Origin of the sequence: Hymenobacter norwichensis DSM 15439 (assembly GCF_000420705.1) — a bacterium.
GTDB lineage: Bacteria > Bacteroidota > Bacteroidia > Cytophagales > Hymenobacteraceae > Hymenobacter > Hymenobacter norwichensis.
The window spans coordinates 874,672-890,747 of the sequence record NZ_ATVL01000008.1; the positions used below are offsets into that span (position 1 = coordinate 874,672).

Consider the following 16,076-nt stretch of genomic DNA (forward strand, 5'->3'; position numbering starts at 1 on the left):
GCCTCACTAACTATTTCATGCAGTTACGTTTTCTCTTGTCGGCGAGCCTGGTGGCTTGTTGTACTACCTTCGCAACGGCCCAGAACACCAACTCTGGCACTGATAAATTTGCCCAGCTAGGCACCACGCTACCTACGCCCAATGCCTACCGTACCGCCTCCGGTGCCCCCGGCGCCGACTACTGGCAGCAGCGCGCCGACTACAACATTCGGGTGAAGCTCGATGATGACAAGCAGTCCATTACCGGCTCCGAGGACATCACCTACACCAACCTCTCGCCCGACGTGCTGACCTACTTGTGGGTGCAGCTCGACCAGAACATAATGGACAAAAACTCCATTACGACGGCTACGCAGGTGGGCCAGATTCAGGACCGGATGCCATTTCAGGCCTTGGACTATTTGCAGCGCAGCGAGTTTGATGGCGGGTTCAAGATTTCCAAGGTGGAAATGAAGGGTGGCAAGGCGTTGCCTTACGTTATCAACCACACTATGATGCGCGTGGATCTGCCCACGCCGCTGCGGCCCCGGCAGGCCGTGACGTTCAGCCTAGCCTGGAGCTACAATATCAACGACCAAACCAAAATCAACCAGCGTAGCGGCTACGAGTATTTCCCCGAGGACAAAAACTACCTCTACGAAATAGCCCAGTTCTATCCGCGCATGGCTGTCTACTCCGACAACCAGGGCTGGCAACACAAGCAGTTCCTCGGCAACGGTGAATTCGCGCTGCCCTTCGGCGACTACCGCGTGAGCATCACGGCCCCCGCCGACCATATTGTGGGTGCCACTGGTACGCTGCAAAACGCCTCGGAAGTTCTGACTTCTGCGCAACGGCAGCGTCTGGCGCAGGCCGTAAATGCCAAGAAGCCAGTGCTAATTGTGACACCAATGGAAGCCGAGCAGGCTGAAATGCGGCGCAAGGGCGGCACCAAAACCTGGACCTACGCCGCCAAAAACGTGCGGGACTTTGCCTGGGCCTCGTCGCGCAAGTTCATCTGGGATGCCATGGGCATCAAGCAGGAAGGCGTGCCGGTAATGTGCATGAGCTACTACCCCAAAGAGGGCAACCCGCTGTGGGGTAAGTACTCGACGGAAGTGGTAGCCCACACCATCAAGACCTACTCGAAATTCACGATTCCCTACGCGTACCCAGTAGCCATTTCGGTGCACGGGCCGGTAGGCGGCATGGAGTACCCGATGCTGTGCTTCAACGGTGGCCGCCCCGAGAAGGATGGCACCTACACCGCCGACCGGAAATACGGGATGATTTCGGTGATTATCCACGAGGTGGGCCACAACTTCTTCCCGATGATTGTGAACTCCGACGAGCGGCAGTGGACCTGGATGGACGAGGGCCTGAACACTTTCGTGCAGTACCTCACCGAGCAGGAATGGGAGCGGAACTATCCGTCGCGCCGCGGTGAGCCCAAGAACATTGTGGACTATATGCGCACCGGCACCAACCTGCAAACCCCGATTATGACCAACTCGGAATCGGTGCTGCAATTTGGGCCGAACGCCTACGCCAAACCCGCTACTGGCCTCAACATCCTGCGCGAAACCATTTTGGGCCGCGAGCTTTTCGACTACGCTTTTAAAGAGTACGCGCGCCGCTGGGCCTACAAGCACCCTGAGCCGGCCGATTTCTTCCGCAGCATGGAAGACGCCTCCGGCACCGACCTCGACTGGTTCTGGCGCGGCTGGTTCTACACCACCGAGCACACCGACCTGGCGTTGGAAGGCGTGAAGTGGTACAAGGTTGACTCCAAGAACCCAGAGCTGGAAAACGCCTTCAAGCGCCAGCAACTCAACAGCGCCCCCCAGACTCTCTCACAGCAGCGCAACCTCCAGGATATCAAGAAGACCCTGGTAGACGACAAGCCCGAGCTGAAGGATTTCTACAACAACTACGACCCGTTGGCCACCACCGACGCCGACAAGCAGCGTTACCAGCAAGTAGTGAAAGGCCTCTCGCCCGAGCAGCAGCAGCGCCTCAGCGCCGGCCTGAACTTCTACGAGTTGAGCCTCAAAAACCGGGGCGGCCTCACTATGCCGGTTATCGTGCAGATGACCTACGAAGACGGCAAGCAGGAAATGGTGAACATTCCGGCCGAAATCTGGCGCAAAAACAACGCCGAGGTAACCAAGGTATTTATCACCGAAAAGCCGGTGGTAAGCTTCGTGCTGGACCCCTACTTAGAAACCGCCGACACCGACCTGAGCAACAACGCCTGGCCCCAGAAGGCCGCTCCCTCACGCTTTGAACTATTCGAGCAGCAGCAGCGCGTTCAGCCAAACCCAATGCAGCAGCAAGCTTCCATGCAACAGAAGGAGCAGAAGCCTGGCAGCAGCACCAATGGTGCAGGCGGGACCAACTAGGCTTAGTGGCCTTCATGTAAAGAAAAAGCGCTTGGCTACAGCCAAGCGCTTTTTCTTTGTCGCTGTGCAACCGCAGTGGTGTTCAAGAACTCCCGTTAGTATTGATATCCTACTGAAAGCATTGACCATGAAAAAGGCATTCTCTATTTTACTCCTATTAGTTGGAGCGGCTGTAAGCCAAAGTTGCGAGAAGAAAGCTGAGACACCCTGTGTCATGGGTACGCTGCTAGGTACCACTTGTGCGGGCGGATACTTAGTTCAGGTAGATACAACTTCTCAAGTCACTATTGGTGAGCCAGTTGGTTTCCAAGGTGATGCAGGAGGACCGCTGTCAGGGCCAGCCGTTAAGAACAGAGTCTATAACAACGTGATTATGACATACACTGCCCTGCCAGCAATGCAGCGCGGGCAGCGTTTTTATTTTCAGTATGAGCCTGATTCCGAAGTAAGTTCTAGAATCTGCACAGCCAACATGTCTTGGTACGAGGCCCCCAAATACAATCTGCTTGGCATCTCGAATACATCTTGCTCAACACTCTTACCAGAATAACTTTTATTGTAGCTTGTCGCCTTCACCAAACCTCTATCAGTATGGGACTACTCGACGGCTTACTCGGCAACGCATCTGAAAACGACGCGCAGGAAATTCAGCAGGACCTGACGCAGGTACTGGCCGCGGGTGAGCGGGTGGAAAAATCCTACGCTGTCCTCCGCGACCTGATTGTGTTTACTACCAAGCGCCTGATTTTGGTGGATAAGCAGGGCGTGACGGGCAAAAAGCGCGAATACCTCAGCATCCCCTACCGCAGCGTGGAGCGGTTCTCGATGGAAACCACCGGCCACTTCGACCTGGAATCAGAACTAAAGATCTGGGTGCGGGGCCAAGCTGAGCCCATCAGCAAAACATTCCGCAATGATAAAAGCATCCACGAAGTAGCGCGGGCCTTGGCTGAATACGCGCTGTAAAGGCGAGCTAGAGAAATAGTAAAAAGGTGAGCTGGATGTTCTACTTGCGCCCCTTGCGTAGTTTGAACGTGCAGTTCACCTTTTTACTATTTCCCTAATTCACTTCCTTACCTTCCTACCACCTGGGCATCAGGGGAGGGTACTGAGGGGTTGTATTGCGGGGTTTGAGCGTTATGCTCAGCGGTGGCTTTGCCTTTGTCTTCCTTGAAATCGGTGCGTTTGTAGGGCCGGATGATAAGGCGCAGGGCCCGGTCGGAGCTGGCGTAGCTGAAAGCCCAGTCAATGAACGTCACTACTTTATTGCGGAAGCCTACTAGCGTCATTAGGTGCACAAATAGCCAAGTGAGCCAGCCGAAGAAACCGCCAAAATGCTTGTCACCAGGTAGGTCCACTACGGCTTTATTGCGGCCTACTATGGCCATGCTGCCTTTATTGAAGTATTTGAATGGTACTGGTGCCTCACCGCTCAGCAGACGCTTGAAGTTGTCGGCAAGCTGCTCGGCTTGTTGAATGGCTACGGGTGCCAACATCGGGAAGCCGCGCGGCATTTCCTCAGTCACCATGTTGGCCACGTCGCCGATGGCGTACACGTTGGTCTGGCCTTCCACGCGGTTCCAGTTGTTGACGTTGATGCGCTTATTGCGGGCCACCACTTCGGTAGGCAAGCCCGGCACTTCCGCTCCATTCACGCCGGCCGCCCAAATTAGGTTTTCCGTCCGAATGAATTCAGTGTCCGACACATAGGCTTTGCCATCCTCAAACCGCTTCACCGACGTATTCAGCCGCAGGTGAATATTCTTGTCTTCGAGGTAGCGCTTGGCTTTCTCCTGCGAGTCTTTGGACATTGGCCCTAATACAGCCGGCCCAGCTTCTACCAGGTAGATTTCCATCTGGCGCAAATCCAGTTCGGGGTAGTCTTTGGGCAGCACGTCTTTGCGCATCTCCGACAACGAACCGGCAATTTCTACGCCTGTGGGGCCGCCGCCCACAATTACAATGTTGAGTAGTGCTTGGCGTTCCTCGGGGTTTTCCTTCAGCAAAGCCTTCTCGAAGTTCTGGAACAAGTAGCTGCGCAGGTTCAGGGCATTCGGGATGCTCTTGATTTGCATGGCATTCCGCTCGATGCTTTCGATACCAAAGAAATTGGTGAGTGAGCCGGTAGCCAGCACCAGATGGTCGTAGCGGATTTCACCAATGCTGGTTACCACCGTATTGCGGGCCGTATCCACGTGCTGCACGCCCGTCATGCGGAAAAAGAAATTCTTCTGCCCCGCAAAAATTTTGCGGATGGGATAGGCAATGCTGTCGGCCTCTAGGGCGCCGGTGGCTACCTGGTAGAGCAGCGGCTGAAAGTTGTGGTAGTTGTTGCGGTCAATGACGACCACCTGCACGGGAGAGTCAGCCAAGTCTTTGGCGAGCCGCAGCCCGGCAAAGCCGCAGCCTACAATCACAATTCGCGGCTGCGAGGTGACGGGTATGTTGGTATCCATTTCGAGAAGGAAAGGTCAAACAGTTCCTTAACTACAAAATGGCTCTTGGGGTTGTGGTGGAGGTTAGAGTGAGTGACGGAGTGAAGTAGCCTACGGTACTACTTGTCCAGGTGCAGGTTACTTCACTCCGTCACTCGCTTATTCACTCTCTAATAGTCTACGCCTTCCTTCTTTTTAAACTCCCCGTCTTTCACCTGCTTGATGAGTTGCAACCAACTGAAGGGATTCAGGAGTGGGTTGTTGCTTTGCAACGACGGGCCCATACCCATGCGCCGTTGCTGCTCTAGCTGCTGGAGCTGCATGGTTTGGCGGTAGTTGCCCATACTGGTTACGGGGGCGTTGTTGAAAATGCGCCGCAAAATATCCGCGTTCAGGTTTTCGGCGGCGGCCGAACCCCGCTCTTTGGGCAGGCGCAACGCCAGGAAGGCATCCTTGAACGCCTTTTCGGTGGCGTAGGGGAAAATGCGCACTTCGGGCAGAATGGTGGCATCTTCGCGCAACTGCACAATCACGGAGTAGCTCTGGCGCTGATAATCGGCCGGAATAACTACGTACTGGTTGCGGTAGCCCAGGCTCCGAATCACGATACTGTCGCCGGTGAGCACGGGCAGCGAGAAGTAGCCGTAGGCGTTGGTGGCGGTGCCGCGGCCGGCTTTGGGCACAAATACGGTAGCACCCGGCACACCCAGCAGCGAGTCGCCGGTGGCCACAATGCCGGTGAACTGAACTACGCGCGCTTGGCCTTGCGCCCGCGCGGCGTTGGGGGCCAGCCCCGCTAGCAACAGGCAGAAAGCCAGCAGAAAATGAAATCGAACAATCACAGGCATCGGGGGAATTACAGACTACAAGTATACCACTTCTTCGGGGGCCGCTGCCGGCTTTCCCCTAAATTTGAACGACGGACGGGGCACCTCTTCCCCGGCCATTCGTCTAAAGATGCGCCTCAAACACGTCAGCGTTGCATTCGGCCAGCAACTATTTAAAGCTTTCGGCGACGAGAGCCGGGTGCGTATCCTACACTTGCTCTGGCGCAACCAGGAAATGTGCATCTCCGACCTGGAACAGGTGCTCGACTTCACCCAGACCAAAACTTCCCGCCAATTATTGTACCTGAAAAATGCCGGACTGGTAAGCTTCCGGCGGCTTGACAACTGGATGTTCTACTTCATTCAGGGCGAAGGCACTGAGTTGGTGCAGCAGCTGTTAGGCTACATGGAGCGCGACCAGCAACTGGTGCACGATCAGCAGATTTACCAAACGCTCTGGTCGAACCGGGAGCTGGCCGCGTACAAGCTCCAAAACCGCCGCTGGACCGGCACTACCGAACAGTAGCGTTGGGTCCTGCGTTTGTTACTTCTACCCACTTGCCGGGCATTCCGTTCCCGTCACCCGTTGCCTAACCTCCGAAATCAGTGATTCATCTGTTTGTTTGTAATGCCCAAAAAACCGAAGTCGGCAAGGATGTCGCGCGGGCACTGAAAACCGAGTTGAAGAAGCAGGGGCTAAAGTCGTTGTTTACCGGCGGCCAGAAACACAAAACCCGCGTACAAACGTGCAGTTGCCTCGACCAGTGCAAGCACTGCAAAAAAGGCTCCGGCGCAGCCGTAGTAGTCTACCCGGATGGCGTCTGGTACGGCGACGTAAAGCCCAAAGACGCCGCCGACATCGTGCGGGAGCACCTCGGCGAAGGCAGCCCGGTAAAGCGTTTGTTGCTGGATGAGAAGTAATAACAGCTTCTGGAAAGTGGGGTCCGCAAAAGGCACCATGCTCTACAAGCGTATTCTCTGCAATAATTTTTAATTCTTAATTGACGATTTTTAATTGAAACCTTACCGCCACATCTTTTTCGACCTGGACCATACGCTCTGGGATTTTGAAGCCAACGCCGATGAAACGTTGCGCCACTTGTACCAGCAGCACGACATGGCTCGCTTTGGCGTGTTCAGCGTCGAAGAATTCATCCGGGTGTACAGCGACATCAACCATGGGTTGTGGCGGCTCTACCAAAGCAAAAAGATCACGCAGACGCAGCTGCGCGCCACCCGTTTTCCGCGCACCTTCGTGAAACTGGGCTTGCAGGAGTCGGACGCGCCGGCGGGTTTGTCGGAAGAGTTTACGGATATCCTACCCTTGAAAGCAGCGGTGTTTCCGTTTACGTTCGAAGTGCTCGACTACCTGAAAACGAAGTATGAGCTACACCTGATTACCAACGGCTTCCGCGACATGCAGTACACCAAGCTGAACTCGTCGGGACTGATGGAATACTTCCGGGAAATCGTAACGTCGGAATGTTGTGGCCACCTCAAGCCCGACTGCCGCATTTTCGAGCACGCGCTGGAACGCACCGGCGCTACCGCCGCCGAAAGCCTGATGGTAGGCGACAACTTGGAGTGCGACGTACTGGGCGCCCACAATGCCGGTATCGACCAAGTGTACTTCAACCCCGAAAAGCGCCGCCACTTCGTGGAAACCACCTACGAAATCAGCTGTCTGAGTCAACTGAAGGCATTCCTATAGTTGCAGATCGTAGTAGACTTGAATTTGCCAGCCTGTAGCCATGAGTGGTAAGAAAAGCCAGAAACTTTCCGATTTACTCCCCATCTACCTGGTTATTTTCTGTGTGATGAACTGGGGGCTTTTTTGGCATTACAAAACCATCAATGGCCCGACTGTACCAGCCGTCGTCGTTGATAAGAAGCAGGTCCGCAGCAAAAGCAGCTACAATTATTATCTCACTGTTGGATTTACTACCAGCAAACGGCAGCGCGCTACCAGCGACTTATCGGTAACGAAAAGTAATTACCAAGATTTCGCGCTGGATGACACGTTTTTAATCAAATATGCGAAAGACGACCCAACACAAACGGCCTTCGTTGGGCAGCCATTTTTCGAGACCTGGGCGGTTGTGGTCTACCTTTTTGTTACGTTTATTGTGGTTTCCAGCTCCGTTAGTAAGTACCGGAAGTCCGGAGGCCGTCAGCGTATCCGCCGGAAGAAGCAGCGCCTCTCCCCCCCTACCTCACCAGCAATAGCGCCTACTTACTCCACCAAGCGGACCCTGATGTGGACGGTGTTAGGAGTTCTGGTTTTCAGCTCGGGCATCGTCAGTTGCCGGCATACTGCGAGCCTAGACAGCACCCTGCCCGAAGCCAACGAATATGCGCAGGCCCGGCTGTTGAGCGTAGAGTATCGCCCTGACGCGCCAGCAGCCGTTGCACTAGTCCGCCTACTAGCTGAAGCTAACGAATTGGACACCACCCAAACAGTCCGCCTACCGCTCACCGCTCAACAGCACGCCTTGTTACAAGCTAAGTTATCAAGGCTCCAGATGCCCGCGCCAGTCGTGCTAATAAAGTACCCGGCTACGGCACTCGAACAAGCCACGCTGGCCGACGAGCACGCAACTGAACCCACCTCAACTGGCAGTACGAATTCGATTCTGAATTACAACACGCTGGGGGTGGTGCTGTGCATTATTGGCATCGTGATTTTTGTGGCTAACCTAAGCAAATATGTGCAACATTCGAACAGCTATGACTAAGCACACACCCAGTTCTGCCAGCACTTTCGCGCCTGAGTTATGCAGTTAATTGGCCTTTCGGGCCGCCGGGGCAGCGGCAAAGACACTGTGGCACGGCTCATTCAGCAGCTACAGCCAGAGCTACAGTGGCATATTCGCTCGGTCGGTGAACCTATTAAGGCGGTGTGCGCCGCACTGGCCGGCGAGGCTGTGTCTCCTTACTTCTCCCAGGAAGGCAAAACCGAATTGCTGCCCGTCTTCGGGCGCACCCGCGGCGAGATGCTACAACAAGTAGGCTTGGCGCTCCGCCAGTGGGAGCCCGATATCTGGGTGCAGGCGTTCTTCTCGCAGCTCGACGCCAAACAAGCCATCCTGATTGCCGACGTCCGTTTCCCTAACGAAGCTGACCTCATTCGCAGCCGCGGCGGCATCATGCTACGCGTAGAAGGCGACCCGCTCCACCAACGCGGCGACGGCACCCGCGACGACACCCACCCCAGTGAAACCGCATTGGACAACTACCCGCACTTCGCCGCTACCCTTTGGAACAGCGGCCCTATTGAGGAATTAGAACGACAAGTGTGCGAGATGCTAAGTGCGTTTTGAAGTTACGGCTATGGTGGTAGAAGGAAGATTCTTACGCCAAAGGCGAGATTTGATATGTGCGGCAACAGTCACCTTATCTATCAAAACAGGAATCCAAAATACAACCATTCAGGTTACATGGGACCTCAGCCCGTACGCTAGATACGATGATTGGAAACAGGGTGCGGTTGCCGGAATCGGGTACGCGCTTACCACAACGGATGTAGCGCAACAGTACGAAATAGAGGTTACGAACATTATAGGCACAGACGTAGATACTAATTCTACTATCGTAGCCATTGCAGCGGCGCTTGGAACTTGGCAGGCGCTGAACCACAGATTCACTCAGGCGGAGTTAGAGCAAATAGAAACAGCAGCCATAGCAAGTTGGAGCCATTTGAAATCAAGTGATGCTGGCATCGACCTTACCCTACCGGCCCCTCCTGCGCCTCCCACGACGGGGTGCCGCCCGTAACCAGCCGAGGCCAGCCGTCTATATATTCCAGTTGGTCGAGGAGCATAACGCGACGCGAGTATCCCTGCTCAGCGTCGATGGCGTCGAACTTGGGCTGGCGCGGGTCGATGGCGTGGTAGGCCAGCCAGTCGTGGCCGGCAGCATCGGTTACTACGCAATTGTGGCCAGGAGCCAGCCAGTGCTCGTTGCCTTCAAGTAGCATGGCGTAGGGGTTGTTGGTGGCATCGGCTAGGGTTTCGAAAGGGCCAGTAGCGGCGCGGGAGCGGGCTACCAACACACCGTAATGTGCATTGTCGCCGCAGCAGTTGTTGCCCGAATAGAACAGGTAATACCAGCCATTGCGGAGCACCATCCAGCTGCCTTCAATCAACTGGTCGTAGCGCTTGGGGTCTCCAGCACCGGCAGGCTGAATCAGATACTGCGTCTCACTATTTGGCGCGAAGGAAATTCGGTCTTCGGCCAGTTCCCGCACCATCAGAGGGCCGAAGCCGGAACCCCAATACAGTAGCCGTTGGCCAGTAGCGGGGTCGTCAAACGCCATAGGGTCGATGTGCAGGAAGCCGGGGCCGCAGTGTAACGGCGTGCCGCAGTCGGTGAACGGGCCGGCGGGTGTACCGGCCGTGGCCACGGCCAGGCAGAAGCCGTCGGGGTCGTTATCGGGCTTGGCAGAGTAGTACAAGTAGAATATGCCCGCATGCTCGCTCACGTGCGGAGCCCAGAGCTTTTGGGTGTTGTTGGCCCACGTAGGTTTCATGGGCAGTGCGTCGCCGAGGTAGTCCCACTGCATCAAGTCTGCGGAACGGGCTACCTGCATATTCACAATAACGCCACCCGGCCGCTTGGTTTGGGTGCTATAGGCATAATACAAGCCGTCAGAAGCACGAATAATAGTAGGGTCGGCGAAATCGTAGTCCCAGATGGGGTTGGTATAAGAGGTAGTTGGCATAGCGGGTGTATTAGCTTCTAGTAAGGATGCTTACCCGTACGGATGCTAGGTTAGGCAAGGTTCAGTGAGGCCATAGCGAGCTTGCCTTACAGATCCACCCTGTACCGCGCGTCATTTCGGGGAGGTAGCTACCTTTGCTGCGCCTCCCGAACTGGCAATCATCCATCGTAAACCAGCCATACCACCCATGTCCAACGCCTTTTTCAACGTCCCCGCCCCAGTCAATGAGCCGGTGAAGGCTTATGCGCCCAATTCGCCCGAGCGTCTGGAGTTGCTCAAAACGCTCAAAGAACTTAAGCAAGTACAGCGCGACATCCCGATGTATATCGGCGGCCAGGAAGTACGCACCGGCAACACGCTGGATATTCGCCCGCCCCACGACCATCAGCACGTACTGGGCCAGTTCCATGAGGGCGACGCCAGCCACGTAACCCAAGCCATTGATGCCGCCTTGGCCGCCCGTACCAGCTGGGCCGAGCTGCCATGGGAGCATCGGGCTGCCATCTTCCTGAAAGCCGCCGAGTTGCTGGCGGGCCCCTACCGCGCCCGCCTCAACGCGGCTACTATGCTGGGCCAAAGCAAGAATGCCTACCAGGCAGAAATCGATGCGGCGTGTGAGCTGATCGACTTTTTCCGCTACAACGTGTACTTCATGCAGGAAATCTACAAGCAGCAGCCGGTGTCGTCGCCGGGCATGTGGAACCGCCTGGAGCACCGCCCGCTGGAAGGCTTCGTGTTTGCCCTCACACCGTTCAACTTCACTTCTATTGCCGCCAACCTGCCTGCTTCGGTAGCTATGATGGGCAACGTCGTGGTATGGAAGCCTTCTTACCCGCAAATCTACTCGGCGCAGGTGCTGATGGAACTGTTCAAGGAAGCAGGCCTGCCCGACGGCGTTATCAACCTAATTTACGTGGACGGCCCCGTAGCTGGCGACGTTATCTTCTCGCACCGCGACTTTGCGGGCATCCACTTCACCGGCTCGACGGGCGTGTTCCAGCAAATCTGGAAGACCATTGGCCAGAATATCACCACTTACAAGAGCTACCCGCGCATTGTGGGCGAAACCGGCGGCAAGGACTTCATTCTGGCGCACCACTCAGCGCACCCGCGCCAGGTAGCCACGGCCATCAGCCGCGGCGCGTTTGAGTACCAAGGCCAGAAGTGCTCGGCAGCCAGCCGGGTGTACGTCCCCAGCAACATCTGGGACGAAGTGAAAGGCTACGTGCAGGAAGACCTGAAGTCGTTCAAGATGGGCGACGTAGAAGACTTCTCGAACTTCATCAACGCGGTTATCACCGAGGCGTCCTTCGACAAGCTGGCCCGCTATATTGATGCGGCCAAGCAAGATGAGTCGGTGGAAATCGTGGCTGGCGGCAACCACGATAAGTCGAAAGGCTACTTCATCGAGCCCACAATTATTGTGACCAAAAACCCGCAGTACGTAACCATGTGCGACGAGTTATTCGGCCCCGTGCTGACGGTGTATGTCTACGATTCGCAGGAATTTGAAAAGACGCTGGACCTCGTAGATGGCACCTCGCCGTACGCCCTCACGGGTGCCATCTTCTCGCAAGACCGATACGCCATTGATTTAGCTTCTAAGCGCCTCGTGCACGCCGCTGGTAACTTCTACATCAACGACAAGCCAACTGGCGCCGTAGTGGGTCAGCAGCCGTTCGGCGGGGCCCGCGCCTCCGGCACCAACGACAAAGCAGGCTCTATCCTGAACCTGCTCCGCTGGGTGTCGCCGCGCGCCATCAAGGAAACCTTCGTGCCGCCCGTTGACTACCGCTACCCCTTCATGGGCGTAGAAACCGGCGAAAACCTGAACGTAACTGGCCAGGGCGGCTTTTAAACCGTTAGCCAACCACTCATAAAAAAGCCGCTTCGGGAGACTGGAGCGGCTTTTTGCTGCTAGCTAATCTTATCATCCGTCACGAATGGAATCTTAAGACCTGCATAAATATCGGTTAACGTCAGGCGAGTATTCAACTCTGGAATTTCCACTGCTTCGTGCGGCAAGGTCAGTAGGTGGCGCTGCCATTCGCCTCTTTCTTCAACTCGATGGTACCATTCCACCGCTTGATATTGTTGCGAAACCAGTACATAATGTCGCAATGAAGTGATACGCTGATAGCGAAACAGCTTCCAGACCCTATCGTGCTCTGCGGTGGAAGGAGACAACACTTCTATCAACAGCAATGGGTGCATAATACGCGGAGCCACTACGTCTTCATCGTGGCAGGTGAGCATAACGTCGGGATACGTGTATAGCTCTCCCTCATTCACTGCTAATTGAATGTTTTCCATGAATAGTCTACAGCCTCGCTTCATTGCTGCTTGACGTAACTCGATAGCGCAGTTCAAACACAATTCATTGTGGTCGGTAGTGGTACCGGCCATAGCCATTATTTCTCCCTGGAAGTATTCATGTCGTATCTCCGACTTCTCTTCCAGCGCTAGATATTGCTCAACCGTATAGCGTAATGGATGTGCTTGAGCTTGTTCCATACCAAACTGACTAGGTTTCACTTCAAAGATACGCCTTTCCGAGGCTGCCTGATTTCACCTTTGTTCCGCTGGCATTTCGCGTTACCTTTGCCCTTCAACGCTGTTCTCTAACGGCCTTTTCCCGTTGTCGTCTATGCTTCTCGCTGTAACTACCAATTATCAGCCGCAGGACTTTCTGCCCATCATCGTGCAGTTTGGGCTGGCGGTTGCTTTCGTGGCTTTTGCCATGATTACTTCTCACCTCCTCGGGCCACGCCGCAAGAGCGTGGTGAAGGACGAAGCTTTTGAGTGCGGTATCGAGTCGGTGGGCAATGCCCGCACCCCGATTTCGGTGAAGTACTTCCTCACAGCCATCCTGTTCGTGCTCTTCGATATTGAAGTAATTTTCATGTATCCCTGGGCCGTAAACTTCCGGGCATTAGGCACTAGTGGCTTTATTGAAATGGTCGTGTTCCTGGCGTTCCTGCTGGCGGGCTTCGGTTACGTAATCAAAAAGGGCATTTTGCGCTGGAACGAGGCGTAAGCCAGCAAACCTTTATTGGCTGGCTGGTGTTGGCTAAGAGGAGGTTATACTTCTTCAATCTGACTTTCTATCATGGATAATAGAGTTCCTGAAATCAAAATGACAGAGGCGCCGGACGGCCTCGAAGGAGCTGGCTTCTTCGCGACGTCGCTGGAGAAAGTGGTGGGTATTGCCCGTGCTAACTCGCTCTGGCCGCTTCCTTTTGCTACCTCGTGCTGCGGCATCGAGTTCATGGCTACCATGGGTGCCCGCTATGATATTTCGCGCTTTGGCTCCGAGCGGCCAAGCTTTTCGCCCCGCCAAGCTGATTTGCTGATGGTGATGGGCACGATTGCCAAGAAAATGGCGCCCATCGTGAAGCAGGTATACGAGCAAATGGCGGAACCCCGGTGGGTACTTGCCATGGGTGCTTGCGCCTCTTCGGGCGGTATCTTCGATACGTACTCAGTGCTGCAAGGCATCGACCGGATTATCCCGGTTGACGTGTACGTGCCCGGTTGCCCACCTCGCCCCGAGCAAGTGCTCGACGGCTTGATGCGTGTGCAGGACTTGGCCAAGAACGAGTCGATCCGTCGGCGCAATTCGCCTGAATACCAAGCCTTGCTGGCTTCTTACAACATCAAATAGACCACAGACATTGCGCATATAGAGGCGAGACGCTTGCAATCCTTTGCTTAATCTCGCCTCTGTGTGCACACTTCTACTGCTAAATGGCTGACCCAACCGTAGAATCACCCGACGCTCAGGAAACCGCTGCCGAACTTGATCCGGCCGCGCAGAAGAACAAGCAGTTGCTTGACCTTCTGTATCGTTTGTTTGGACAAGACGCTTTCACCGATGTGGAAGAGCCCTACGGCTTTCTGACCGTCACGACCACGCGGGAGCGAATTCACGGCATCGTTGCCGGCCTACAGCAAGACCAGGAGTTGCAGCTCAACTTCCTGACTACCATGTGCGGCATGCACTTCCCTGACCGTAAGGACCAGGAGTTAGGCATGGTGTACATGCTGCACAGCTTGGTACACAACATTCGCCTGCGGTTGAAGATCTTCTTCCCCATCGGCGACCCGCACGTGCCAACGCTGACCGACCTCTACTCCGCCGCTAACTGGATGGAGCGCGAGGCGTTCGACTTCTACGGCATCATTGCGGTTGGGCACCCCAACCTTATTCGCATTCTCAATGTGGAAGACATGGACTACCACCCCATGCGCAAGCAATACGCGCTGGAGGATGGTACCCGTGAAGACAAAACCGACTTATTCTTCGGCCGGTAATCTGTCAGTACAGAGTAGTAAGTATTGAGTACCTAGTACTCCGAACAGGCTCTTAGTTCTATTCGCACTTACTCACTACTCAATACTACCTACTCAATACTATACAATGGCAGTAAACGACACGCTGGAAGGCACCCGCAAGATTGTTGAAGAGGCCGAAGAGCAACGGCCTAATCTTCATCCGCTGGCCCCAACCGTCAACGACTTCAACCAAGAGCTAACCACGCTCAACTTAGGGCCTACCCACCCTGCTACCCACGGCATCTTCCAGAATATTCTGCAGATGGATGGAGAGCGGATTGTGTCGGGTGTACCTACCATTGGCTACATCCACCGCGCTTTCGAGAAGATTGCGGAGCGCCGGCCATTCTACCAGATTACGCCCCTCACCGACCGGATGAACTACTGTTCGTCGCCCATCAACAACATGGGCTGGCACATGACGGTAGAGAAACTGCTCGGCGTGACCGTTCCGAAGCGTGCGCAGTACATGCGCGTGATTCTGATGGAGCTAGCCCGCATCACCGACCACCTGATTTGCAACGGTATTTTGGGTGTGGACACAGGTGCTTTCACTGGCTTCCTCTATCTGATGGATGAGCGGGAGAAGGTGTATGAGATTTACGAGGAAGTAAGCGGCGCCCGCCTGACCACCAACATGGGCCGCGTGGGTGGTATGGAGCGCGACTTCACGCCGGTAGCTATTCAAAAGCTGCGGGCTTGGCTGAAGTCGTTCCCGGCTGTGATGCGTGAGTTCGAAAAGATGTTTAACCGCAACCGCATCTTCATGGATCGGGTGGTGGATGTAGGCGGCATTTCCGCCGAGCGCGCCCTTAACTACGGTTTCACGGGCCCTAACCTCCGCGCTGCCGGCGTCGATTACGATGTGCGGGTGATGAACCCCTACTCCAGCTACCAGGATTTCGACTTTGAAATTCCGGTAGGTACCAAGGGCGACACCTACGACCGGTTTATGGTGCGCAACGAGGAAATCTGGCAGAGCTTGCGCATCATCGAGCAGGCTCTGGAGAACCTACCCGAAGGCCCATACCACGCCGACGCGCCTCACTTCTATCTGCCTCCCAAGCAGGCCGTGTACCAGAACATGGAGGCGCTCATCTATCACTTCAAAATCATTATGGGCGAAATTGACGCCCCGGTTGGTGAAGTGTACCACAGCGTGGAAGGTGGCAACGGCGAACTAGGCTTCTACTTGGTTTCTGACGGAGGCCGCACGCCATACCGCCTGCACTTCCGCCGTCCGTGCTTTATCTACTACCAAGCCTATACGGAAATGGTAGTGGGTCAAACCCTCTCCGACGCCATCGTGACGCTGTCGTCGATGAACGTAATTGCTGGCGAGCTGGACGCGTAGTTTTTGTTGATTTCAAGTACCTAA

General features: G+C 55.2%; 17 protein-coding genes. 13 read left to right on the plus strand and 4 right to left on the minus strand.

Features of this window, described 5'->3' with window-relative positions; all coding sequences use genetic code 11:
• The first annotated feature begins 17 nt into the window (after nucleotides 1–17).
• Genes G536_RS0114645 through G536_RS0114655 form a run of 3 tightly spaced genes read left to right on the plus strand, consistent with a single transcriptional unit; the run spans nucleotide 18 to nucleotide 3,347 of the window.
• Nucleotides 18–2,381, plus strand: coding sequence for a M1 family metallopeptidase (locus tag G536_RS0114645; protein ID WP_022824356.1), 2,364 nt, complete (start codon nucleotides 18–20; stop codon nucleotides 2,379–2,381).
• Between the two features lie 31 nt (nucleotides 2,382–2,412).
• The gene (locus tag G536_RS0114650) at nucleotides 2,413–2,931 is read left to right on the plus strand and encodes a hypothetical protein (protein WP_169515104.1); all 519 of its coding nucleotides are present in this window, start codon (nucleotides 2,413–2,415) and stop codon (nucleotides 2,929–2,931) included.
• Between the two features lie 41 nt (nucleotides 2,932–2,972).
• Nucleotides 2,973–3,347 (plus strand): PH domain-containing protein, encoded by a 375-nt coding sequence (locus G536_RS0114655; protein ID WP_022824358.1) that lies wholly within the window; start codon nucleotides 2,973–2,975, stop codon nucleotides 3,345–3,347.
• Nucleotides 3,348–3,454: 107 nt separating this feature from the next.
• Here G536_RS0114655 and G536_RS0114660 read toward each other — a convergent pair whose 3' ends face one another.
• Entirely contained in the window at nucleotides 3,455–4,837 is a 1,383-nt protein-coding gene (locus G536_RS0114660) for an NAD(P)/FAD-dependent oxidoreductase (protein WP_022824359.1), read from the minus strand.
• A gap of 149 nt (nucleotides 4,838–4,986) precedes the next feature.
• Nucleotides 4,987–5,658 carry a carboxypeptidase-like regulatory domain-containing protein gene (locus G536_RS0114665; RefSeq protein WP_169515105.1) on the minus strand — a complete coding sequence of 224 codons (672 nt, stop codon included), beginning with the start codon at nucleotides 5,656–5,658 and terminating at the stop codon, nucleotides 4,987–4,989.
• A gap of 115 nt (nucleotides 5,659–5,773) precedes the next feature.
• Here G536_RS0114665 and G536_RS0114670 point away from each other — a divergent pair, with 115 nt between their 5' ends.
• The 5 genes from G536_RS0114670 to G536_RS0114690 all read left to right on the plus strand — a co-directional run bounded on the left by G536_RS0114670 (nucleotide 5,774) and on the right by G536_RS0114690 (nucleotide 8,963).
• Nucleotides 5,774–6,169, plus strand: coding sequence for an ArsR/SmtB family transcription factor (locus G536_RS0114670; protein ID WP_022824361.1), 396 nt, complete (start codon nucleotides 5,774–5,776; stop codon nucleotides 6,167–6,169).
• Between the two features lie 80 nt (nucleotides 6,170–6,249).
• The gene (locus G536_RS28050) at nucleotides 6,250–6,564 is read left to right on the plus strand and encodes a (2Fe-2S) ferredoxin domain-containing protein (RefSeq protein ID WP_022824362.1); all 315 of its coding nucleotides are present in this window, start codon (nucleotides 6,250–6,252) and stop codon (nucleotides 6,562–6,564) included.
• A 94-nt stretch (nucleotides 6,565–6,658) separates the two neighbouring features.
• Nucleotides 6,659–7,354 (plus strand): YjjG family noncanonical pyrimidine nucleotidase, encoded by a 696-nt coding sequence (locus tag G536_RS0114680; RefSeq protein ID WP_022824363.1) that lies wholly within the window; start codon nucleotides 6,659–6,661, stop codon nucleotides 7,352–7,354.
• Nucleotides 7,355–7,394: 40 nt separating this feature from the next.
• Nucleotides 7,395–8,378 (plus strand): hypothetical protein, encoded by a 984-nt coding sequence (locus G536_RS0114685; RefSeq protein WP_022824364.1) that lies wholly within the window; start codon nucleotides 7,395–7,397, stop codon nucleotides 8,376–8,378.
• 39 nt (nucleotides 8,379–8,417) lie between these two features.
• Complete coding sequence (locus tag G536_RS0114690) at nucleotides 8,418–8,963, plus strand: nucleoside/nucleotide kinase family protein (RefSeq protein ID WP_022824365.1); 546 nt, start codon at nucleotides 8,418–8,420, stop codon at nucleotides 8,961–8,963.
• A gap of 404 nt (nucleotides 8,964–9,367) precedes the next feature.
• On the opposite strand, the gene G536_RS28055 is transcribed toward G536_RS0114690, so the two are convergent.
• A complete protein-coding gene (locus G536_RS28055) occupies nucleotides 9,368–10,363 on the minus strand; it encodes a glycoside hydrolase family 43 protein (RefSeq protein WP_022824367.1) in 996 nt (331 codons plus the stop codon).
• Nucleotides 10,364–10,550: 187 nt separating this feature from the next.
• Here G536_RS28055 and pruA point away from each other — a divergent pair, with 187 nt between their 5' ends.
• Complete coding sequence (gene pruA, locus G536_RS0114705; protein ID WP_022824368.1) at nucleotides 10,551–12,221, plus strand: L-glutamate gamma-semialdehyde dehydrogenase; 1,671 nt, start codon at nucleotides 10,551–10,553, stop codon at nucleotides 12,219–12,221.
• 59 nt (nucleotides 12,222–12,280) lie between these two features.
• On the opposite strand, the gene G536_RS0114710 is transcribed toward pruA, so the two are convergent.
• Nucleotides 12,281–12,877, minus strand: coding sequence for a Uma2 family endonuclease (locus tag G536_RS0114710; RefSeq protein WP_026880200.1), 597 nt, complete (start codon nucleotides 12,875–12,877; stop codon nucleotides 12,281–12,283).
• A gap of 133 nt (nucleotides 12,878–13,010) precedes the next feature.
• Here G536_RS0114710 and G536_RS0114715 point away from each other — a divergent pair, with 133 nt between their 5' ends.
• The 4 genes from G536_RS0114715 to G536_RS0114730 all read left to right on the plus strand — a co-directional run bounded on the left by G536_RS0114715 (nucleotide 13,011) and on the right by G536_RS0114730 (nucleotide 16,052).
• Complete coding sequence (locus tag G536_RS0114715; RefSeq protein ID WP_022824370.1) at nucleotides 13,011–13,400, plus strand: NADH-quinone oxidoreductase subunit A; 390 nt, start codon at nucleotides 13,011–13,013, stop codon at nucleotides 13,398–13,400.
• Nucleotides 13,401–13,472: 72 nt separating this feature from the next.
• Nucleotides 13,473–14,027, plus strand: a complete 555-nt coding sequence (locus G536_RS0114720; RefSeq protein ID WP_022824371.1) for an NADH-quinone oxidoreductase subunit B — start codon at nucleotides 13,473–13,475, stop codon at nucleotides 14,025–14,027.
• A gap of 83 nt (nucleotides 14,028–14,110) precedes the next feature.
• Entirely contained in the window at nucleotides 14,111–14,677 is a 567-nt protein-coding gene (locus tag G536_RS0114725) for an NADH-quinone oxidoreductase subunit C (protein ID WP_022824372.1), read from the plus strand.
• A gap of 106 nt (nucleotides 14,678–14,783) precedes the next feature.
• Entirely contained in the window at nucleotides 14,784–16,052 is a 1,269-nt protein-coding gene (locus G536_RS0114730) for an NADH-quinone oxidoreductase subunit D (protein ID WP_022824373.1), read from the plus strand.
• Nucleotides 16,053–16,076 lie beyond the last annotated feature (24 nt).